Consider the following 17,771-nt stretch of genomic DNA (forward strand, 5'->3'; position numbering starts at 1 on the left):
ATAGCCTGTCACGCAAAATGCATGCCAGGCTATTGTTTATATTTTTCAATACATTAACAAAGAGACAAGAAGTTGACGCATCAAAAGATGTTAACGCTGCATGTTGTACTTACGCATTTTCTCAACTAATGTCGTCCGACGCATCCCAAGCATGTCCGCCGCACGCGCGACCACACCACCTTGCGCTTCTAGCGCTTGGTTAATCATGTTCACTTCCAACTCTGCCAACAACTCTTTTAGGTTTACCCCTTCCGGCGGAAGAGACTGCGGCGCGTTAAGATTGCTGTCAAAGTCGCTTTTCTCAGAAAAATCAAAATTCTCAGAAAAAATATCCTCCAACACATCTCGTTCCTGCTCCTCAACGGAAGCAAACGAAGAGAGCTCCGGCTGAAACTCTGGGATATCACTGTAGCGATACTTGGTTGGCAAGTGATTGACATCCACCAAACTGTTGGGATAGAGGATCACCATACGCTCGACCAGATTGGCGAGCTCACGCACATTACCGGGCCAGTCGTGCTCCATCAGGGAGTTGATCGCTCTGGGAGTGAAACAGATAGGCTGTCCACCCTCGGCTTGCAAACGTCTCATCAACTCTTGCAACAAAAGCGGGATATCTTCTTTGCGCTCTTTCAATGCGGGCATTTCAATTGGAAAAACGTTCAGCCGGTAATAGAGATCTTCACGGAATTTTTCGTCGTCGATCATGCTTTCCAGATTGCGATGTGTGGCGGCGATGACACGCACATTCGCTTTTAACGTCGCATTGCCTCCGACGCGTTCAAAGCAACGCTCTTGCAGCACGCGTAAGAGTTTGACTTGCATCGCCATTGGCATGTCACCAATTTCATCCAAGAAAATGGTGCCACCGTCGGCCAACTCAAAGCGGCCTTTGCGGGTGGTTAATGCCCCAGTAAATGAGCCTTTTTCATGACCAAACAGCTCGCTTTCCAACAAATCAGGCGGAATAGCACCGCAGTTGATCGGCACAAAAGGGCCGTTGCGACGTGTAGAATGGTAATGAATATTACGCGCAACCACTTCTTTGCCCGTGCCCGATTCCCCTAGAATCAGTACGTTGGCTTCCGTATCCGCCACCTGTTCGATCAAATGACGCACTTCTTGGATGCCCATACTTTGACCAACCAAGCTACGGAAAAGGGTATTCTTACGCGCAGAAGCAACAACATTGACTCCTTTTCTGCCAAGAAACTCTTTGCAGTGTCTCAGCGCTTCACTGAGTTGCGGGTAATTTAACGGGATTTCCAGTTCACCAATCAAGTTTGGCATGTCGTCAACCGGATGCGCGAAATCGCCCATAACCAGTAAAGGGATATGATGTGCCGAGTGGAGCTTAGCCATCACCGCTGCCAGTGAACGATCATGCACGTAGCCAACGATCACACCCGACCATACCGTTGACCAATCAACACTTTCTATCTGAGCAGAAGGGAGTGCTTCGCAATTTTCCCCAACAAATTCCAATATATTGCTTAAATTGAGACGATTTTTTTCATCATCTTCGATTACAAGCAGCTTTGCCAAACCTTGCATAAGTACGAATAATTGCCTTTGTTTTATGGTATGTTGCGGCCAGATCTTGAGATACGGTAATAAGTGAGCGTTTTATCAACTTCACTCAACTAACGATAGACAAAACAGAAAAATCAGCAACAAAAAAAGCCATTAGGACTAGTAATGGCTTCTATTTTATTTGAATAAAAAAATAAGGCAACCAAGCAATTACGTGGTGTGAGCTCGGTTAAAAGTTTGATATCACATCAGATCCCAACTGCGGCGGCGGTCAAATTGTGATATTCGTTCGGAATCTGGTCCCAAGCTGACTTAATCTCACGAATAATGTCGATAACATCATCAATTGGTTGAGGATCGTTTTTGTGGTTGGCGTTGGAAATTTGCGTGATCATGAACTCGTACAATTGATCAAGATTGCGTGCAATATCACCACCATCGTCCATCGACAAACAGCTACGTAGCGCAATGATGATGTCAAGCGCTTTACCCAGACGCTCGCCTTTGACCGGAATATTACCCGCCTGCATTGCCGCTTTGCCTTGGATCAGACGCTCAATCGCACCGGCCATCAGCATTTGAATTACTTTATGCGGGGACGCTGCACTGAGTTGGCTATCCACTGAAACTTTTTTGTAAGCCTGTAATGAACCGCGCATAGTATTCCTCTTTTATGTAAACTTTTTGTACTGTTGAAGCGAACGCTGACCTCGTCTGAACTTTTGCAATTGTAAACCGGTTTTATTGGTCTCTTCTTGCATACGTTCCAGCAACCTTTTTGTCCGAGTGATCATCAATCGCCACTCTTCATCACTCTTCAACTGTGGGTTTTGCGCCACCTGTTGAAGAAGGCTCTGCAATAACTGTTCCCTGTTATCGACCAGCCGCTGCAAATCTTCAGCACTAATTTCGTCTTTTTCCAGTTCGAGAGAAATTAATTGATCCAAATCACACAATTGTGCCAGCAAGGTCATTCAACGTTATCCTAATGCATTCATCAGAGCGCCAAGTTGCCCTTGCATTTTACTCGTTGCGTCCTGCATTGCAGTAAATTTCGCGTGAGTGCGTTCTTGGAGACTGTTGATCCGGCGATCCAATGCCGCTTGCTCATCGGATAAACGGTAAGTTTGTTCCGATAGGCTCTTCTCACGGGTACGAATCGATCCAGTCACTCCGGTGATTCCATGAATGGCATCTTCAACACGTTTAGCAAATCCGGTGTTGCCACCAAAGAACTCTTCCAACTTGTTGAAGTTGTTATTGAGCTGGCGATCCAACATGTCGTAGTTGATCTCCAGTGTTCCCTGACGCGTGGTTGTGATACCAAATTCAGTCAGTGATTTGAGATTTTCTGGCGCTTTTTCAATCCGGGATGAGAAAACGCTTTTGAGTCGTGAATCAGCATTACGCACAGTGCTGTCCCCCGCCAGAGGGCCTTTTTGCCCGGTCGCCGGATCAACACCCGATAAGGATTTGGCGGTTTGGTAAAACTGATTGTATGCGTTGACGAAGGTCTCAATATCCTCGCGCACGCTATTTCTATCGTATTCAACGCCAATTTCTGCTGGCGCTTTGTTGCGTGGTGTTGTGCCTTTTAAGGCCAAATCGACACCTTCAATCGCATCTTCGATGATGTTGTTGTTACTCGACAACTGAGCAACACCATCCAGCACGACCATGGCATCCTGACCTTTTTGTACCTCAGCCATGCCATTGTAGGTATCAAAGGACTCTTGAGCTTGCTGTAGCGCCTCTTGCGCCTGATCGATACGTTCAAGGCGCTCACGCTCTTGTGGATCAAGCTTAGAGCGTTGAATTTGCTTGGCTTGCTCTTCCGTCAGTTCCCCTTTAGCGACCTTTTCATCCAACTGGGCTTTTTCTTGCGCCAGTTGCTCTTCAATGCGCGCTTTCTCTTGCGCCAGCTCTTGTTGGATTTTCTCTTGCTCAGCTTCTAATTTGACTTGTGCCTCTTTAGGCGTCACGTAAGAGTCGGTCAACGTTCCAGAAGCGGTATTGGTCCAGCCAGGAACATCAGGGGCTTTCTCTATCGCCTTTTCGTCCAGTTCAAGCTCGGGCGTATAGTAAGAGTCGAGTAAGGTGCCAGAGGCCGTTTCGGTCCAGCCCGGAATGTTGTCTTGTGGGAGTAACGAAGCAGCGGCTTGGGCGGCATCGAGCGCTTCTTGACCCGCTTTCGCTGCATCGGCACCAAAGCTGGAAATAGGCTCGTCGCTCTGCGTATCAGGAGACATATCATCGCCTTTAGCTGCGATATCAGTGTCTGTTTTCAGTTCGGTGTCACTGTTTGTATCCGTTGTCCCCTCTGTGGCGGGAATGGGATTGCCCTGCTCGTCAAACTGAGGTTCTACGCCTTGTTCCACACTGTCGGCAGAGGCTGTTGCCGAGTCAGGTTTTACCTCTTGCATCACCTCTTCTGCGGCAATACGCGCTTTTTCCAGCGCTTTGACACGCTCTTCAAGCGTTTTATATTCGAGTTTTTTCAGCGGATCGCCTCGCTCGGCGTCCACATGAATACGAATTTGGTTGTCCTTACCTGAAACAGTCGAAGCAAGGATCAGGCGGGGGCCTTCCACATCGTTAATAATCGATGCGCGAACGCCCGTGTTTTTACCAGAAGCGTTGATACCTCTAACGACGTCAATCAGTTTCGAATCGGCACTGACATTCACGTCAAAGGTTTTTTCTCCAAGCGAAATCTGCAGCTTCCCAGGGCCAAACTTTGCGTCTTCGGCCAGAACGTCCGAAGCCACCTTATGGCTCTGAGCAAGCTGCAACACATCGATGGCATATTTACCGGCAATCGCATCGGTAGTTGCAGTGGCTGAGACGATACTATCGTCAGTCGTGTCGACTTTGCGCACAGCAAAAGCCTTCTCCTGACGAAAGTTCGCCATCATATTTTTCATCGTATCCAACGATTCTCTGAGCCGCCCATAGGCGCTGATGCTGGTATCAATTTGGGCCCGCTCGTTGTCGATACGTAGCTGCTTTGGCACACGCTCTGCATCGACAACTTTGCCGACCATGGAATTGATATCCATGCCACCAGACATCCCCAAAGGGCCTAAACTCATTGAATCACCTCAACAACGACTTACACTTTATCTACCAACAAACCAGAGCGGGTAGCTTGTGAGACTAAGCGTCTGAATATCTCTAGCATCTCTTCATCAGGTATCTGACGAATTATGTTTCCCGTACGGGCTTCATAAATCGTCACAACATCTTTGCCTGATTCTTCGTCCACTTTAAAAGAGACCCCTTTATTAATGGAAGAGATAAATTCATTCATTTTCTCTACCATTTTGACCCTTTCTTCCCGATTGAGCTGCTGTCGCTCTTGCGACATTTTTACCGCAGCTTCAATTGAAAAGTTAGGATCATCATTTTTCACCGTTTCCGGCGAAGAGTTCTCTTTCGGACCTGACATGCTAGGCAAAGCACCGCTTTTGTCATAAGCAACATTTGTGCCATTTTGCAAGCCGTAAGGCTGGATGTTCGATGTGTAGGATGATATTTCCATAACAATCTCCCTTCCACCTTTATGAGCTACTACTCATCAAAGCTGAGCTAAACCTGAATTTAGCTCGCTCTGATTAGCCCAACAAGCTAAGAGCCGAAGATGGTGACTGTTTCGCCTGCGCCAGAATCGAAGTACTCGCTTGTTGCAGAATCTGAGTCTTGGTCATCTGAGTTGTTTCTTTCGCATAGTCAGTATCTCGGATACGGCTATTCGATGCGTTTACGTTCTCGTTGATGTTGCTCAGGTTGCTGATCGCATGGTTGAACCGGTTCTGGAACGCACCCAAAGAGGCACGTTGGCTATCAACCGCTTTCAGTGCGCCATCAATGATAGACACCGCTTCTTGCGAGCCTGCAACGCTAGTTACGTCGATTTTCTGTACGTTGGTTTTCTCACCGTCACCAATCGTTAGCTCAGACGCTAAACCACCACCAAACTCAACTTGACCATCTTGCACACGTTGAGAAGAAGCAAACAATTGCAGTTTACCACCTTCGCCCACTGCCGCTTTCACGTCTTCGTTTTGGCCGTTGATGTACGTTGCCACTTCTTCCAGATCATCACCCGCTTTCGCGTTAATGGTGATCTCTTTCTCTTCCCCTTCCTTATTAGTATAAGTCATGGTGAGGTCGGTATTGTTGGTTACTTTCCAATCTGCTGCAACGCCGTCTTCTGACTTGTAGCTCATACCGCCCATTGCGTCAGTATCGGTACGTAAGCTATCCATGGAGAGCATAACGGCTTCACCAGAATCAGCACCGATTTGGAAAGATTGCGAACCATACGTGCCGTTTAGCAGCTTGTTACCACCAAATGAGGTGGTTTCAGCGATACGGTTCAGTTCTTTGTTCAGCGCGGTCACTTCTTCCTGAATCGCCACACGTTCTGCTTTAGAGTTAGAACCGTTAGACGATTGCAGCGCAAGGTCACGCATACGTTGTAAGATGTTGGTACTTTCCGTCATCGCACCTTCCGCAGTCTGAGCAACTGAAATGCCGTCGTTCGCATTTCTTACTGCCATATCCAGACCACGACTTTGCGCGTTTAAACGGTTAGAAATTTGTAGGCCAGCGGCATCGTCTTTCGCACTATTGATTTTATAGCCCGAGGACAAGCGCTCCATTGATTTTTGTTGACCTTCAGCTGCCTGGTTTAGGTAACGCTGTGCGGTCATTGCTGACACGTTGGTGTTTACGTTCATAGCCATAATTGATCTCCTTAGGCTTTTGTTGATGTACCATCGTGTCTCTCACCTCACTCTGGTACATCTCATTTCTCTCAGTCCTGTAACGGCGGCGCTAAGAATACCTTTAGGAGAATTTTAGTTTTTTCCGCTATTTTCTCATCCAACGGGCGAAAGTGTGATCTCAAGTTGATTTATGCGGCTTTCGCTGTCGATTCATCAATGACTCTTCCTGGCAAAAAGGCAATAAAAAGCCTAACCGAAGTCAGGCTTTACTCGCTCATCTCTCACCACGAGCCAATGAGTTTTCTGTGGGGTTAAAATTAACCCAGTAGGCTAAGCGCTGAGTTTGGCGCTTGTTTCGCCTGAGCAAGAATCGAACTGGATGCTTGCGACAGAATTTGTGTTTTGGTCAATTGAGTCGTCTCTTTGGCGAAGTCAGTATCTTTGATACGGCTCTTCGACGCGTTCACGTTCTCATTGATGTTGTCCAAGTTGCTAATTGCGTGGTTGAAGCGGTTCTGGAACGCCCCCAACTCCGCACGGTGGCTGTCCACGTATTTCAGCGCCGCATCGAGAATTGCCACCGACTCTTGCGCACCTTGCACGCTGGTCACGTCAATGGTGTCTACCGTCACTTTTTTGCCGTCACCGATACCAAGCTCACCCGCTAGGCTGCCCGAGAAAGAGATTTCACCGTCAACTTTGTTGGTACCCGCGAAGATTTGTAGCTTGCCGCCTTCACCGATAGACGCTTTCAGCAGGTCGGTTTGACCGTTGATATAAGTAGCCAGCTCTTCGATGTCATCGCCCGCTTTCGCGTTGATGTTGATCTCTTGCTCGTTACCAAACGTGTCGGTCAGTGAGATAGTCAGGTCGTTGTCACCGGCAGAAACGGTCCAGTTTTTGTCTTTCCCTTCTTCCGCTTGGTAGCTAACGCCACCCATCATCTGGTTGTCTGAACGCATGTCTTTCAGAGACAGCATTACCGCTTCACCGTTGTCCGCACCAATCTGCATCGATTTGGTGCCGTAGGTGCCGTTGAGCAGTTTGTTACCACCAAATGATGTGGTTTCTGCGATACGGTTCAGCTCGTCGTTCAGCGCAGTCACTTCTTCTTGAATCGCCACACGCTCTGCTTTGGAGTTTGAGCCGTTAGCCGATTGCAAAGACAAGTCACGCATACGTTGCAGGATGTTGGTGGTTTCGTTCATCGCACCTTCTGCGGTTTGCGCGATGGAGATACCATCGTTGGCGTTACGCACCGCCACATCCAAACCACGGCTTTGTACGTTCAAACGGTTCGAGATTTGCAGACCCGCTGCGTCATCTTTCGCGCTGTTGATTTTAAAACCAGAAGACAGACGTTCCATCGACGTTTGTTGTGCGCTGTTTGCGCCGTTTAGGTAACGTTGTGCTGTCATTGCTGCTACGTTGGTATTTACATTCACTGCCATGATGAATTCTCCAATTGATTTTCCGATATTACGGTTTCCGACGTCTCGGAAAACCAAGTAGTTCTCTCAAAGTTACTTTTATTAACGGCTCAGTTGGAAAATCCTTTAGCAAAAAAAGACGATTTTTTTGAAAAAAGATTCTTTAGCGAGGAATACGTGATGGAAAGGGTAAAAGTGATAAAAAAGTTCAAAAAAGGGCTAAAGGTTTATTTTTTTCCGTCGATAAGAGCGGTTATTTTTCTTTAGCCGTGCTCTTACATGGTTATCCCAGCAAGGTGAGCGCTAAGTTGGGGCCGTTTTTAGCCTGTGCCAAAATAGAAGCGCTCACTTGCTGCAAGATCTGCTGCTTGACCATCTGTGTGGTCTCTTTGGCGTAATCCGTATCCTTGATTCGGCTATTGGATGCAGCCAAGTTCTCATTGATGTTGTCGAGATTGTTGATCGCGTGGCCAAAGCGGTTTTGGTAAGCACCAAGCTGAGCACGGCTACTGTCCACGTATTTTAGGGCCGTGTCGAGTGCCGCGACTGCGCTTTGCGCCCCGCCCACGGTAGTGATGTCCAACTCGTCAACCATTTGACTTCCCCCAGCCACCATTTGCAGGCTATCCGCCAGCCCTCCGGAGAATATCGGCTGACCATGAATGGGGTCAATCTGCGAGTAGGCCATGTAAAGCTGCAGTTGACCATGTTCATTGACCGAGGCAGAAACATGGTCCGTTTGGCCATTGATGTACGTAGCGATCTCTTCGATGTTATCGCCCACTTTGGCCTCAATATCGATGCTTTCCGTTTCCCCATAAGCGTTCACGTAGCTGATATTAAGATCGTTTTGCCCTGGAGCCACTTGCCAATCACCACCCGCTGCTAAGTTGGCGACATATTTAAAACCGCCCATCTGCGCCACGTCGCTGCGCATGTTGTTAAGCTGAACCTGAACCGCCTCGCCCGAATCCGCGCCAATCTGAAAGGATGAAGAACCAAAAGTACCATTGAGCAGCTTTCGTCCACCGAAAGAGGTGGTTTCGGCAATACGATTCAGCTCATCATTCAAAGCGGACATCTCTTCTTGCAAAGCAATGCGCTCAGCATGGCTGTTGGAACCGTTAGAGGATTGCAGTGAGAGATCACGCATGCGTTGCAAAATATTGGTGGTCTCATTCATCGCCCCTTCGGCAGTCTGCATAATAGAGATTCCATCGTTGGCATTACGCACCGCCATATCCAAGCCATTCATTTGCGCGCGCAAGCGATTAGAGATTTGTAAGCCAGCGGCATCATCCTTGGCACTATTAATGCGAGAGCCTGACGACAGTCGCTCCAAGGATTGATTGAGCATTTCGCTTGCGCTACTCAGGTGCCTTTGTGCCACCAGAGCAGAAACGTTGGTATTGACGGTAATGGCCATGAGTTCTCACAGACGGATTGAGGGATTAGCTTCCTATCGACCAATCCATCCACATCTTGAGCAAAAAATGGATAAAAATGGGGAGCCGATGCTCCCCGCGATGCCGTTTGAGGTTTGCGCTTATTTTACTGACAGTTCACTTAACATCGAAAGCGAAGGGGCAAAGAAGTAAGCACCAGTGACCGCTTTGGTAAAGCGCAGCAACTGGTCAGTTTTTCCATCGCTCACACCATACATGCTCTCTAGCATCACTTTAAAGTTATGCAGCGTGTGGCAATAAGCAATAAACAGCAGACCATGGGCACCAGTCACGCTACCGTAAGGCAAGCTATGACGAACAATTTTCAAGCCTTTGCCTTCTTCTTTGATGTCCACACGGCCAACATGAGAAGCGGCGGGAACCTTATCTAGCTCTATCGAATCGGGCTTCGTCCGGCCAATCACTTTCTCCTGCGCCACAATATTGAGACGATCCCAAGCAGGCAGATTGTGTTCAAAACGTTGCACCATCACATAACTGCCACCAGCGAATTCGCCATCCGGCACAAGCGCGACTTGAGCACGTTGCTCGTCTTTCGGATTCTCGGTGCCGTCAATAAACATGGTCATATCCCGCGCGTCGAGGTAACGGTAAGCGTATGTTTCATCAACCACCGTCACATCGTCGGCCATTTCTGTCAGTAATGTTCTGAGTAAATAGAAGTGCAAGTCATGGCGCTGCGAATGAAAATGCAGCAGAACATCAACCTCGGTTGAAGGTGCCACAATGTCACCTTCGCCAAGCAGAGGAAAATCGATGAGCTCTTCGGGCATTGAGACGTCTAGCTGTTGCCAAAACGCTTTACTGAAGGCGATCGATACGGTGAGATTGGCGCCGGGTTGCGATTGATTGAGCGTCTCCACCTTTTGCGGTAAAGATTGCAGTTCAGCCAGCACCTTAGCGGCATTGCGCTTCACTTTGAGTAAGGTGTATAGGGCAAAGGGCCCAGCTTCTGGCAAGATCGCGGATTGAGCAAGTGACATATAAACTCCTCTTTTTCGCCCCAGTGTAGAGCTAAATGGCGATAGATATTTTGATGATTATCAGTGATTTTCGCCCTGGTTTGGCAGTTTGGGCACACTAAAGCAATCTTTGACCCATTTACTGTTCAAAAGATAAATGCCAAACCACAGCAGTAGTAGCAAAGTTAATGCATTGGCCCAATGAAACTGGCCATGCTCTAAATATACGTGATAGAGAGTTTGCAGCAGTTGCACGGCGATAAGCGCCAGCGTCGCCGCTCGTCCTTTCTGAGTAATTTTGTCTACCCAGTGGCGATCCGGTTTCCTCAACCCCATCATCCACATTAAACCGACACTGGGAATGCCGATCAGCAACCCAAGGTAGAGCGTGTGGTTATCCGGATACACCCACTGCAAAATACGTGAACCGCTCTCTCGGCTCACGCCAGCTACCGCAAACACCACCCAGGCACGGGCTAAAAAAAACCATCCCAACCAAAGCATTAGCGGTGCTTTCAGGTATCCGTGGCTATCGTAATGGTCGAATGAGTATCGCAAAGCAAAGTACTGAATCAATGAAACAGCAGACACTTTAACGCAAAAGATTCAATTAGTAACCCGAGAAGGTTAGACTGCCTTAAGGAATTGACATGATTTAGACAAAGATGAAAAGAAATACCCTAACGCCTTCACCCGAGTCGCAACAAGAAGCGCTCAAGATAGCCCGAGCCACGCAAAAGCCGGGGCAGACCAAAGAGCAAACCAAACTCATCGCCCAAGGCATCGAAAAAGGCATCGCTCTGTATAAAAAGCAGCAGAAAGAGCGCCATCGCCAAGCAGACAAAGCGAGAAAAAAGCAGCTCAGGCTCAAAAGTGACAATCACACCGATTCAGCGCCAGAAGACAACGTTGAGATGGTTGATACTCCTAAGCCAACAACGCAAAAGCTGCCTTGGGTACTGCTCGCTTTCAGTTGGCTTGGCTTTGCCGTTTATCACTGGATAGGAAATTAAGATGTTAAAACGTTCAGTAGTCGCCTTAGCCAGTTTGGGCCTAGTAAGCGCCTGTAGCACGCCACTCAATCAAGCAACGGCTGAGTCTCAAAGCTTAGAGATCCGCCTTGATGGGCAGCTCAATCCCGATAGCTGTCACTATCTTGGGACGGTGACTGGCAGTGAAGGTCATTGGTACAGCTACCTGTTTTTTGGTAATGACGTCTTGATCCAGGGCGCCGTCAATCAGCTAAAGAATAATGCTCACCGGCTCGGTGCCAACACCATTTATGTTATCACCACGCAAAATTTCATTACTTCTATGAGCCTGCTTGGCACAGCTTATTACTGCGACGCGCAAGAGAGTGGCAAAGATTAAAGCAAGATGAAGAACAAGAAAAAAGCCAGCAAACGCTGGCTTAAGCACGAAATCCAAGGCTAGTAGCGATGTCTTTCTCACGCTCCATCACCCACTGACTATCAAACGGCCCCCAATCTGAGAGTTGATAATAGCCATCATTGTGACGTCGGCCATCTTGAACAAACATCAGCTCAATGCCGATCCCCGGCAGTGCCTTCAGTACATCTTGAATCGTACGACGAGGCCAACCCGTTTGCTCGATCAACTTCGGCACATTTGGCCTTTCTAGGTTCTCCACCAACAAGGCGAGATATAATCGCCTTGCAAAAACAGGACTCAATTCCATTGACACCTCCTAAATTTGTGCTGATTCATTATTTCCTTTTTCCTCTGCCTTTTGTTGAGGCGGATCAATAACCTTCCATTCACACTCAATAAAGTGCGATTTTTTTTCAGCAACAAAATATTCTTGCGCAAGTTTTGAGTGTTCTACGGCTTCTTGATAGGATGCAGAATCAAAATAATAAATCAGCTCGAAGGAAGAACTCATGACCATCATCATGTATGGCATCTCCAATTGTGACACGATAAAGAAAGCAAAAAAGTGGCTGGACGAGGCAAACCTTAGCTATGAATTTCACGATTTTCGCAAGCAAGGCATTAGCTCAGAGATGGTCGCGGAATTTTGTCAGCAGCTCGGTTGGGAACAAGTACTGAACAAACGCGGCACCACGTTCCGACAACTGACCGCTGAACAAAAAGAGAACCTATGTGAAGCAAGCGCGATTGCCCTGCTCGTCGAACAGCCAGCGATGATCAAACGTCCTATTCTTCGTGTTGACGACCAATTACATATCGGCTTTAAGGCCGAACAATATCAGCAAATTTTTCACTGATTAAGGATTATCAAGGATGACAGACAGTCCAGTACTGGCTTTAACCAAAGACCTCATTAGCCGCCAATCCGTTACGCCTGAAGACGCAGGCTGCCAAGACGTTATGATTAAGCGTTTGCAAGCGCTTGGCTTTGAAATCGAAAGAATGGTGTTTGAAGACACCACCAATTTCTGGGCACGTCGTGGCAGTGAAGCGCCTCTGTTTGCTTTTGCCGGCCACACCGACGTGGTTCCGGCAGGCAACTTGGAGCAATGGCACACTCCTCCCTTCGAGCCAACGGAAAAAGAGGGCTACTTATACGGCCGTGGCGCGGCCGATATGAAAGGGTCTCTGGCCGCCATGGTGGTCGCGACCGAACGTTTTATTGCGCAGTACCCAGACCACAAGGGTTCGATCGGTTTTCTCATCACCTCTGATGAAGAAGGACCGTTTATCAACGGTACGGTGCGCGTGGTGGAAACCTTGATGGCACGCGATGAAAACATTGATATGTGTATTGTCGGTGAGCCCTCAAGCACCGCCATCGTCGGTGATGTGGTGAAAAACGGCCGTCGTGGTTCCATTACTGGCGATCTCACCGTTAAAGGCACACAAGGTCATGTCGCTTACCCGCACCTTGCAGACAACCCAGTCCACAAATCATTGCTGGCGATTCACGAGTTGGCCACCACCGAGTGGGATCAGGGTAATGAGTTCTTCCCACCGACCAGCTTCCAGATCCCTAACGTCCAAGCAGGCACCGGGGCATCTAACGTGATTCCGGGTGAGTTTCATGTCCAGTTCAACCTGCGTTTTAGCACCGAGCTGAATAATGACAGCATCATTGAGCGCGTCACCTCGACCCTCAACCGCTACGATCTAAACTATGACCTGAAATGGACATTCAATGGCGACCCGTTTTTAACCGACACTGGCGCGTTGCTAGACGCTGTGGTTGCCGCTGTGGATGAGGTTAACCAAACCCAGCCTGCACTATTGACCACAGGTGGCACCTCTGACGGACGCTTTATCGCACGCATGGGTGGACAAGTGGTGGAGCTTGGCCCAGTGAATGCCACCATTCATAAAGTCAATGAGTGCGTCAAGATCGAAGATCTGGAAAAACTGACCGACATGTACCAGAAAACGCTGGAGCATCTATTGGCATGATGACACCTGAGCAGCTCACCGGTTATGTGGACACTCACTTGATCGACGCACAAGTGGGCACCCAATCCATTTTGCTTCACCCTCAAGTCGAGCGCGATCTGCAAACCTTGGTGCAAGCGGCTCAGTGTGCTGGTTTCCAGATGGAAATTGCCAGTGGCTTTCGTGATTTTGCTCGGCAAAAATCCATTTGGAACGGTAAGTTTTCCGGTACAAAGGCCATCTTAGACCAAAATTCGCAGCCTTTGGACAAAGCGTCTTTGAGTGAGCAGGAGAAAATGCTGGCCATTTTGCGCTGGTCTGCTTTGCCTGGCGCCAGCCGTCATCACTGGGGCTGCGATTTTGATGTCTATGCCCGTGATCGGCTACCAAACGGCGTTTCATTACAGCTTGAACCTTGGGAGTATACTCGTGGCCACCAACGAGAGTTTTCGCACTGGCTCACCCACAACGTTTCTCAATATGGCTTTTTCCTGCCCTATCGGCGAGATCGCGGTGGCGTGGCCAGCGAGCCTTGGCACATCAGCCATATTGCAACGGCCGCAAGCTGTTTAGCCCAGTTCTCCATCAACGATTTGCAGCGGCAATTAAACGCGCATCCAATTGATGGAATGGCGTGTGTACTGGAAAACCTCACGCTCATCTACCATCAATTTATCGCCAATATTTGTCCGCCGGAGGCGACATGAAAGAGATTTTAACCAATCCTTGGGTCATCAGTTTTATTGTGCTAAGCGTTATCGTCGGCAATATTGCGGCGCTAAAGTACACGGCCAAAATGAAAATTGGTCAGTTCGATAAACAGCGCGATAAAAGCGACTTAGACAAACTCAACGAGCTGGACAAAAAAGCTCACCAGCTTAATGACGAGAAACGCAACCACTGACCTTAGCCGCTAAGGCCAGTGGCTGTGCTTTAACGGTGGTGAATCGTTAATCTGCGCTCACTGAGAGTTCTACCGCACTCTCTTCGCTGCGCAGTTGCGTTTTACTGTCAAGCAGAAAAACCCTTTCTGGCGCCAATTGAGCCTCATCCACCAAAAACGCTTTGACAGCTTTAGCGCGTGCTTCGGCCAGATTGCTCAATTGATTTTTGCCGATCTCAATGGAATTAAGCAGCTGATTATAAAGACCGATCATGAGTGTGGTTTCCACTTGTTCCGCTAACACCGCCTCCTCACCCTCTTTTTCTGCCAACTGCGCGGCGACTTTGCTGCGCTCTTGATCAATATCCAAGGATAACCAAGTTTCAGCCAGAGCAATTACCGCTTGAGACAGGGGCTTAGATTCAGAGAGTCGACTGGCACTAAAATCACTCGGCAGCGTCTCTAAGCCACTTTTTTGCAATAACGTCTGCTGCAACTGCTGCTCAGCTAGCGCGTTACTGTCTTTCGCGAGTGCCACTGAAGCCGCCACGCTAATTTTTAGTTTGGGACGCGATGACAAGGCTTGGGCGAGTGTACTGAGGCGCTCTTGCTCCTTCGCATTTAACGTCGATGAGCCAAAGTCAAAGGCAATGAGATTAAGCTCCTCATCGGCGCCAACTAAGTCCGCTAGCAGTGAAAAAGGCGCGCTGACGGCTTTGACAATCACATTGCTGATCGCTTGCAAAATAATACCGCCGACACTGAAGTCTGGATCGTTGACATCGCCAGACACTTGCAACCCCAGATCGATGACCCCGTCTTTGTCTTGCAACAAGGCAATCGCCAAACTGATCGGCAGACTGGTCGCAAGATCCGACTCGCTGGGTTTGCCCAGTTGCAGTTGATCAATCACCAAATGATTGCTCCCGAGCAACTGGTCCTCTTGCAATTGATAATTGAGTGCCAGCGTCAGTTGTCCCTTGTCGATGTAATAGCCCGCATAAGTGCCCGAATAGGGATTCACCGAGGTTAATTCAACGCTTTTGAACAGTAAATCAAGATCCAGATAAGGCTTTTCAATCAAGGGGTTGATTTCCCCCTTGAGTGTCACTGGCGCATATCTATCGATTTTTCCGCTAATATCGACCTGTGCTTTGGTGCCGGGCGTCGAAGAGAGATGGCGCACACTTCCTTGTAAGGCCTCAATGCCAGATGCAAAATTTGGCGTCAGCGATTCATCAGCAAAATAGGCGGCTCCATTGGCAATGGTGATGGCTTGAATGTCGATCGCCAGCGGCTTGGACGCCACAGAGGCTTCATCGCCCTGCACACTAATGGTCGTTCCTTCTTGCGTATCGCTCTGCTGGACCAGAAAATGACCAATGTTGGTCTGCTTATCTTGCGCAATCATCACTTTGGCGTAAGGCGCGTTAAAGTGGATGGTCTGAATGTCCAACACATGCTTTTGCGCATCGAAATGGAGCGAATCTATCGCCATCTTCTGCCATTTCACCAACGGCTGATGGTGCATGCCATCTTTAAGCAGCAGTTGATCAATCGCCAATGTGCCTTGATAACTGGCTTGTCCGTTTGCATCAGCCTGATAACGGCCTTGGCTGGAAAGTTTGCCTTGAGAGAAATCGATATTCACGTACGGCGTCAGATACGGCTGCAATTGAGTGAGATCGAGCCCTTCAACTGCCATCTCACCTAGCACGTTCCGCGCTTTCGCATCAAAACTTCCTCGGGTGGTTACCTCTCCGCGCGCCGTTTTTGGCGGCGCTGCCGTACTAGAACTCAACCCCAGTGACAACTCGTAATCAATCGCAGCACTGAGGTCGCTGCTTACTGGTCCAGTAACAAGCGACAGCGGATAAACACGCCAGAATACCCCTGAGCTTTGCACTTGTTCCTTGAGATTGAGGTCCGTTTCACTTAGTGAGAATTGCTCAAGTCGAACCAACCAAGCACTATCAGCGTCGCTGCTCTCATCGACAGCGACGGCTTCTGTCTTGGCGGAGGGCTGATTCTTTAAGCGAAACAAACGTTGCAGATCAAGCCCTTGCGCGGAGAACTCGGCGTCAACCCAAAGCCCTTGTAGATCAATCGCAGCAATATCAATATCCTTCGTTTGGCTACTGAGCCGGATATCCTGCACAGCCAAACGAGGCAACTTGATTTTGGCCTGCTGCTCGGCGCTGACCGTCAAGTCGCTCAACTGAAATTGCCCATCACTGACTGCAAACTGAAAATCTTCTCCTGCTTGTTGCGCTAGGTAGTGGGCAGAAAAGTTAACCACACCATCGGTGACCACCGCATCCATCTGATCTTTGGCAAATGGCCAAAATGGTGGCAACGTTAACCCTTGCAGCTTAACCGTCCCTTCGACGAACAAAGGTTGCAATTGAAAATGGCCACTGAGTTGCAACTCACTCTTATCTGCTCCCTGAATAGCAAAAGCGTACTGATTGGCCTGCGTTTGGCTTGTCGACACCGACGGATTTTCCGCTGGCACAAGATGCATCGATTGAGTGTCGAACTGCTGCAAACGCAAGTTGAGCCCTTGATAGTTCAATTGCGCCCCGGTTAACTGGTCTTGAAAATGGAACTGCCCACTGGCGATTTCTATTTTTTCAATACGTAAAGCGGGAAGGGAGGATTCTGTGCTTTGCGGCGATGATGATTGAGTTGGCTGCGTTTGCTGAGCCAAAGTGTCCAAGATGTCACTGAAGTTAAAGCGCACTTGGTTATCTTGTGGCAGACGCTGTATGCGTACTTGAGGGCCCGAGAGCGTGACGTATTCTAGCGTCGGCGTCAGCGTGAACAGGCTGCGCCAAAAACTCAATTGCAGCTCTAAGCGTTCAAACTGACTGAACGCTTGCGCGCCATCGGCTTCTTGCAACGCAAAACCGTCAATACGAACCCGCAACAAAAATGGGTTGATAGCGACTTGGCTGAGTTTCACTTCACGACCTAGCTGCTCAGTCAGCGTCGGCGGCACTTTACTCTCTATCACCGCAGGTAGGATGACGCCCAAACTCAGCGCGTACAAGGCATAAGCTAAGAGCAGGTAAGTGGTATAACGGATAGGTTTTGCAACGCGGGTGAAGCGCTGAACTAACGGCGTGAGTTTGCTAGGCATGGCGAAGTCGTGCTCTTGTGGCAATTCGGTCTGAACTTTAATTCTACACAAAATTGCTTTTATGAGCGGGATTGCAAACCGGGCTTCATCACACTTTTGTCTTCCATCACCGTATCGATCCTATTGCTAACAGACTGTGACAGCCATTTGTCAGCAATCGCAAAAAGTAAAAAGTAAAAAAGCCGAATGTCTTTCGACACTCGGCTTTTCAATCTTCACGTCAACAAAAGGTCTCGTTCGCTGACGG

General features: G+C 48.7%; 19 protein-coding genes. 6 read left to right on the forward strand and 13 right to left on the reverse strand.

Features of this window, described 5'->3' with window-relative positions; genetic code table 11:
* Positions 1-90 precede the first annotated feature (90 nt).
* The 10 genes from I3X05_RS12115 to I3X05_RS12160 all read right to left on the reverse strand — a co-directional run bounded on the left by I3X05_RS12115 (position 91) and on the right by I3X05_RS12160 (position 10,679).
* On the reverse strand, positions 91-1,554 hold the full coding sequence (locus tag I3X05_RS12115; RefSeq protein WP_193157791.1) for a sigma-54 dependent transcriptional regulator: 1,464 nt from the start codon (positions 1,552-1,554) through the stop codon (positions 91-93).
* Between the two features lie 227 nt (positions 1,555-1,781).
* Positions 1,782-2,192 carry a flagellar export chaperone FliS gene (fliS, locus tag I3X05_RS12120; protein ID WP_039437165.1) on the reverse strand — a complete coding sequence of 137 codons (411 nt, stop codon included), beginning with the start codon at positions 2,190-2,192 and terminating at the stop codon, positions 1,782-1,784.
* 12 nt (positions 2,193-2,204) lie between these two features.
* On the reverse strand, positions 2,205-2,507 hold the full coding sequence (locus tag I3X05_RS12125) for a flagellar rod protein FlaI (protein WP_045570482.1): 303 nt from the start codon (positions 2,505-2,507) through the stop codon (positions 2,205-2,207).
* Positions 2,508-2,513: 6 nt separating this feature from the next.
* Entirely contained in the window at positions 2,514-4,625 is a 2,112-nt protein-coding gene (gene fliD, locus I3X05_RS12130) for a flagellar filament capping protein FliD (RefSeq protein WP_193157792.1), read from the reverse strand.
* A 20-nt stretch (positions 4,626-4,645) separates the two neighbouring features.
* Positions 4,646-5,074 (reverse strand): flagellar protein FlaG, encoded by a 429-nt coding sequence (flaG, locus tag I3X05_RS12135; RefSeq protein WP_193157793.1) that lies wholly within the window; start codon positions 5,072-5,074, stop codon positions 4,646-4,648.
* A gap of 73 nt (positions 5,075-5,147) precedes the next feature.
* Positions 5,148-6,281: a flagellin gene (locus I3X05_RS12140; RefSeq protein WP_045570479.1), complete on the reverse strand. Its 1,134-nt coding sequence runs from the start codon at positions 6,279-6,281 to the stop codon at positions 5,148-5,150.
* A gap of 299 nt (positions 6,282-6,580) precedes the next feature.
* Positions 6,581-7,714: a flagellin gene (locus I3X05_RS12145; protein ID WP_193188672.1), complete on the reverse strand. Its 1,134-nt coding sequence runs from the start codon at positions 7,712-7,714 to the stop codon at positions 6,581-6,583.
* 262 nt (positions 7,715-7,976) lie between these two features.
* A complete protein-coding gene (locus tag I3X05_RS12150; protein WP_045570187.1) occupies positions 7,977-9,119 on the reverse strand; it encodes a flagellin in 1,143 nt (380 codons plus the stop codon).
* Positions 9,120-9,239: 120 nt separating this feature from the next.
* A complete protein-coding gene (locus I3X05_RS12155) occupies positions 9,240-10,142 on the reverse strand; it encodes a Dyp-type peroxidase (RefSeq protein ID WP_045570188.1) in 903 nt (300 codons plus the stop codon).
* 60 nt (positions 10,143-10,202) lie between these two features.
* On the reverse strand, positions 10,203-10,679 hold the full coding sequence (locus I3X05_RS12160; RefSeq protein ID WP_045570287.1) for a DUF2919 domain-containing protein: 477 nt from the start codon (positions 10,677-10,679) through the stop codon (positions 10,203-10,205).
* A 107-nt stretch (positions 10,680-10,786) separates the two neighbouring features.
* Here I3X05_RS12160 and I3X05_RS12165 point away from each other — a divergent pair, with 107 nt between their 5' ends.
* Together I3X05_RS12165 and I3X05_RS12170 are read left to right on the forward strand one after the other, a co-directional pair.
* Positions 10,787-11,134 carry a DUF2956 domain-containing protein gene (locus tag I3X05_RS12165; RefSeq protein ID WP_193157844.1) on the forward strand — a complete coding sequence of 116 codons (348 nt, stop codon included), beginning with the start codon at positions 10,787-10,789 and terminating at the stop codon, positions 11,132-11,134.
* A gap of 1 nt (position 11,135) precedes the next feature.
* Positions 11,136-11,492: a DUF4156 domain-containing protein gene (locus tag I3X05_RS12170; RefSeq protein ID WP_193157843.1), complete on the forward strand. Its 357-nt coding sequence runs from the start codon at positions 11,136-11,138 to the stop codon at positions 11,490-11,492.
* A gap of 40 nt (positions 11,493-11,532) precedes the next feature.
* On the opposite strand, the gene I3X05_RS12175 is transcribed toward I3X05_RS12170, so the two are convergent.
* Together I3X05_RS12175 and I3X05_RS12180 are read right to left on the reverse strand one after the other, a co-directional pair.
* Entirely contained in the window at positions 11,533-11,820 is a 288-nt protein-coding gene (locus I3X05_RS12175; RefSeq protein WP_039430217.1) for a winged helix-turn-helix domain-containing protein, read from the reverse strand.
* Positions 11,821-11,829: 9 nt separating this feature from the next.
* Positions 11,830-12,036 (reverse strand): hypothetical protein, encoded by a 207-nt coding sequence (locus tag I3X05_RS12180; protein ID WP_139046315.1) that lies wholly within the window; start codon positions 12,034-12,036, stop codon positions 11,830-11,832.
* Between I3X05_RS12180 and I3X05_RS12185 the strand changes: the two genes are divergently transcribed.
* The 4 genes from I3X05_RS12185 to I3X05_RS12200 are packed head-to-tail and all read left to right on the forward strand — an operon-like array spanning position 12,023 to position 14,403.
* The gene (locus tag I3X05_RS12185; RefSeq protein ID WP_193157842.1) at positions 12,023-12,370 is read left to right on the forward strand and encodes an ArsC family reductase; all 348 of its coding nucleotides are present in this window, start codon (positions 12,023-12,025) and stop codon (positions 12,368-12,370) included. The two genes, I3X05_RS12180 and I3X05_RS12185, sit on opposite strands and share 14 nt — an antisense overlap.
* A 16-nt stretch (positions 12,371-12,386) precedes the next feature.
* Positions 12,387-13,520, forward strand: a complete 1,134-nt coding sequence (gene dapE / locus I3X05_RS12190; RefSeq protein ID WP_193157841.1) for a succinyl-diaminopimelate desuccinylase — start codon at positions 12,387-12,389, stop codon at positions 13,518-13,520.
* Entirely contained in the window at positions 13,520-14,206 is a 687-nt protein-coding gene (locus tag I3X05_RS12195) for a M15 family metallopeptidase (RefSeq protein ID WP_193157846.1), read from the forward strand. The genes dapE and I3X05_RS12195 overlap by 1 nt, the downstream gene beginning before the upstream one ends.
* The gene (locus I3X05_RS12200) at positions 14,203-14,403 is read left to right on the forward strand and encodes a DUF2897 family protein (RefSeq protein ID WP_045570194.1); all 201 of its coding nucleotides are present in this window, start codon (positions 14,203-14,205) and stop codon (positions 14,401-14,403) included. Before I3X05_RS12195 ends, I3X05_RS12200 begins: the two co-directional genes overlap by 4 nt.
* A gap of 46 nt (positions 14,404-14,449) precedes the next feature.
* Here the strand turns inward: I3X05_RS12200 and I3X05_RS12205 are convergent, their stop codons facing one another.
* Positions 14,450-17,524 carry a DUF748 domain-containing protein gene (locus tag I3X05_RS12205; protein WP_337970745.1) on the reverse strand — a complete coding sequence of 1,025 codons (3,075 nt, stop codon included), beginning with the start codon at positions 17,522-17,524 and terminating at the stop codon, positions 14,450-14,452.
* Positions 17,525-17,771 lie beyond the last annotated feature (247 nt).

This window comes from Vibrio navarrensis (genome assembly GCF_015767675.1).
Classification (GTDB): domain Bacteria; phylum Pseudomonadota; class Gammaproteobacteria; order Enterobacterales; family Vibrionaceae; genus Vibrio.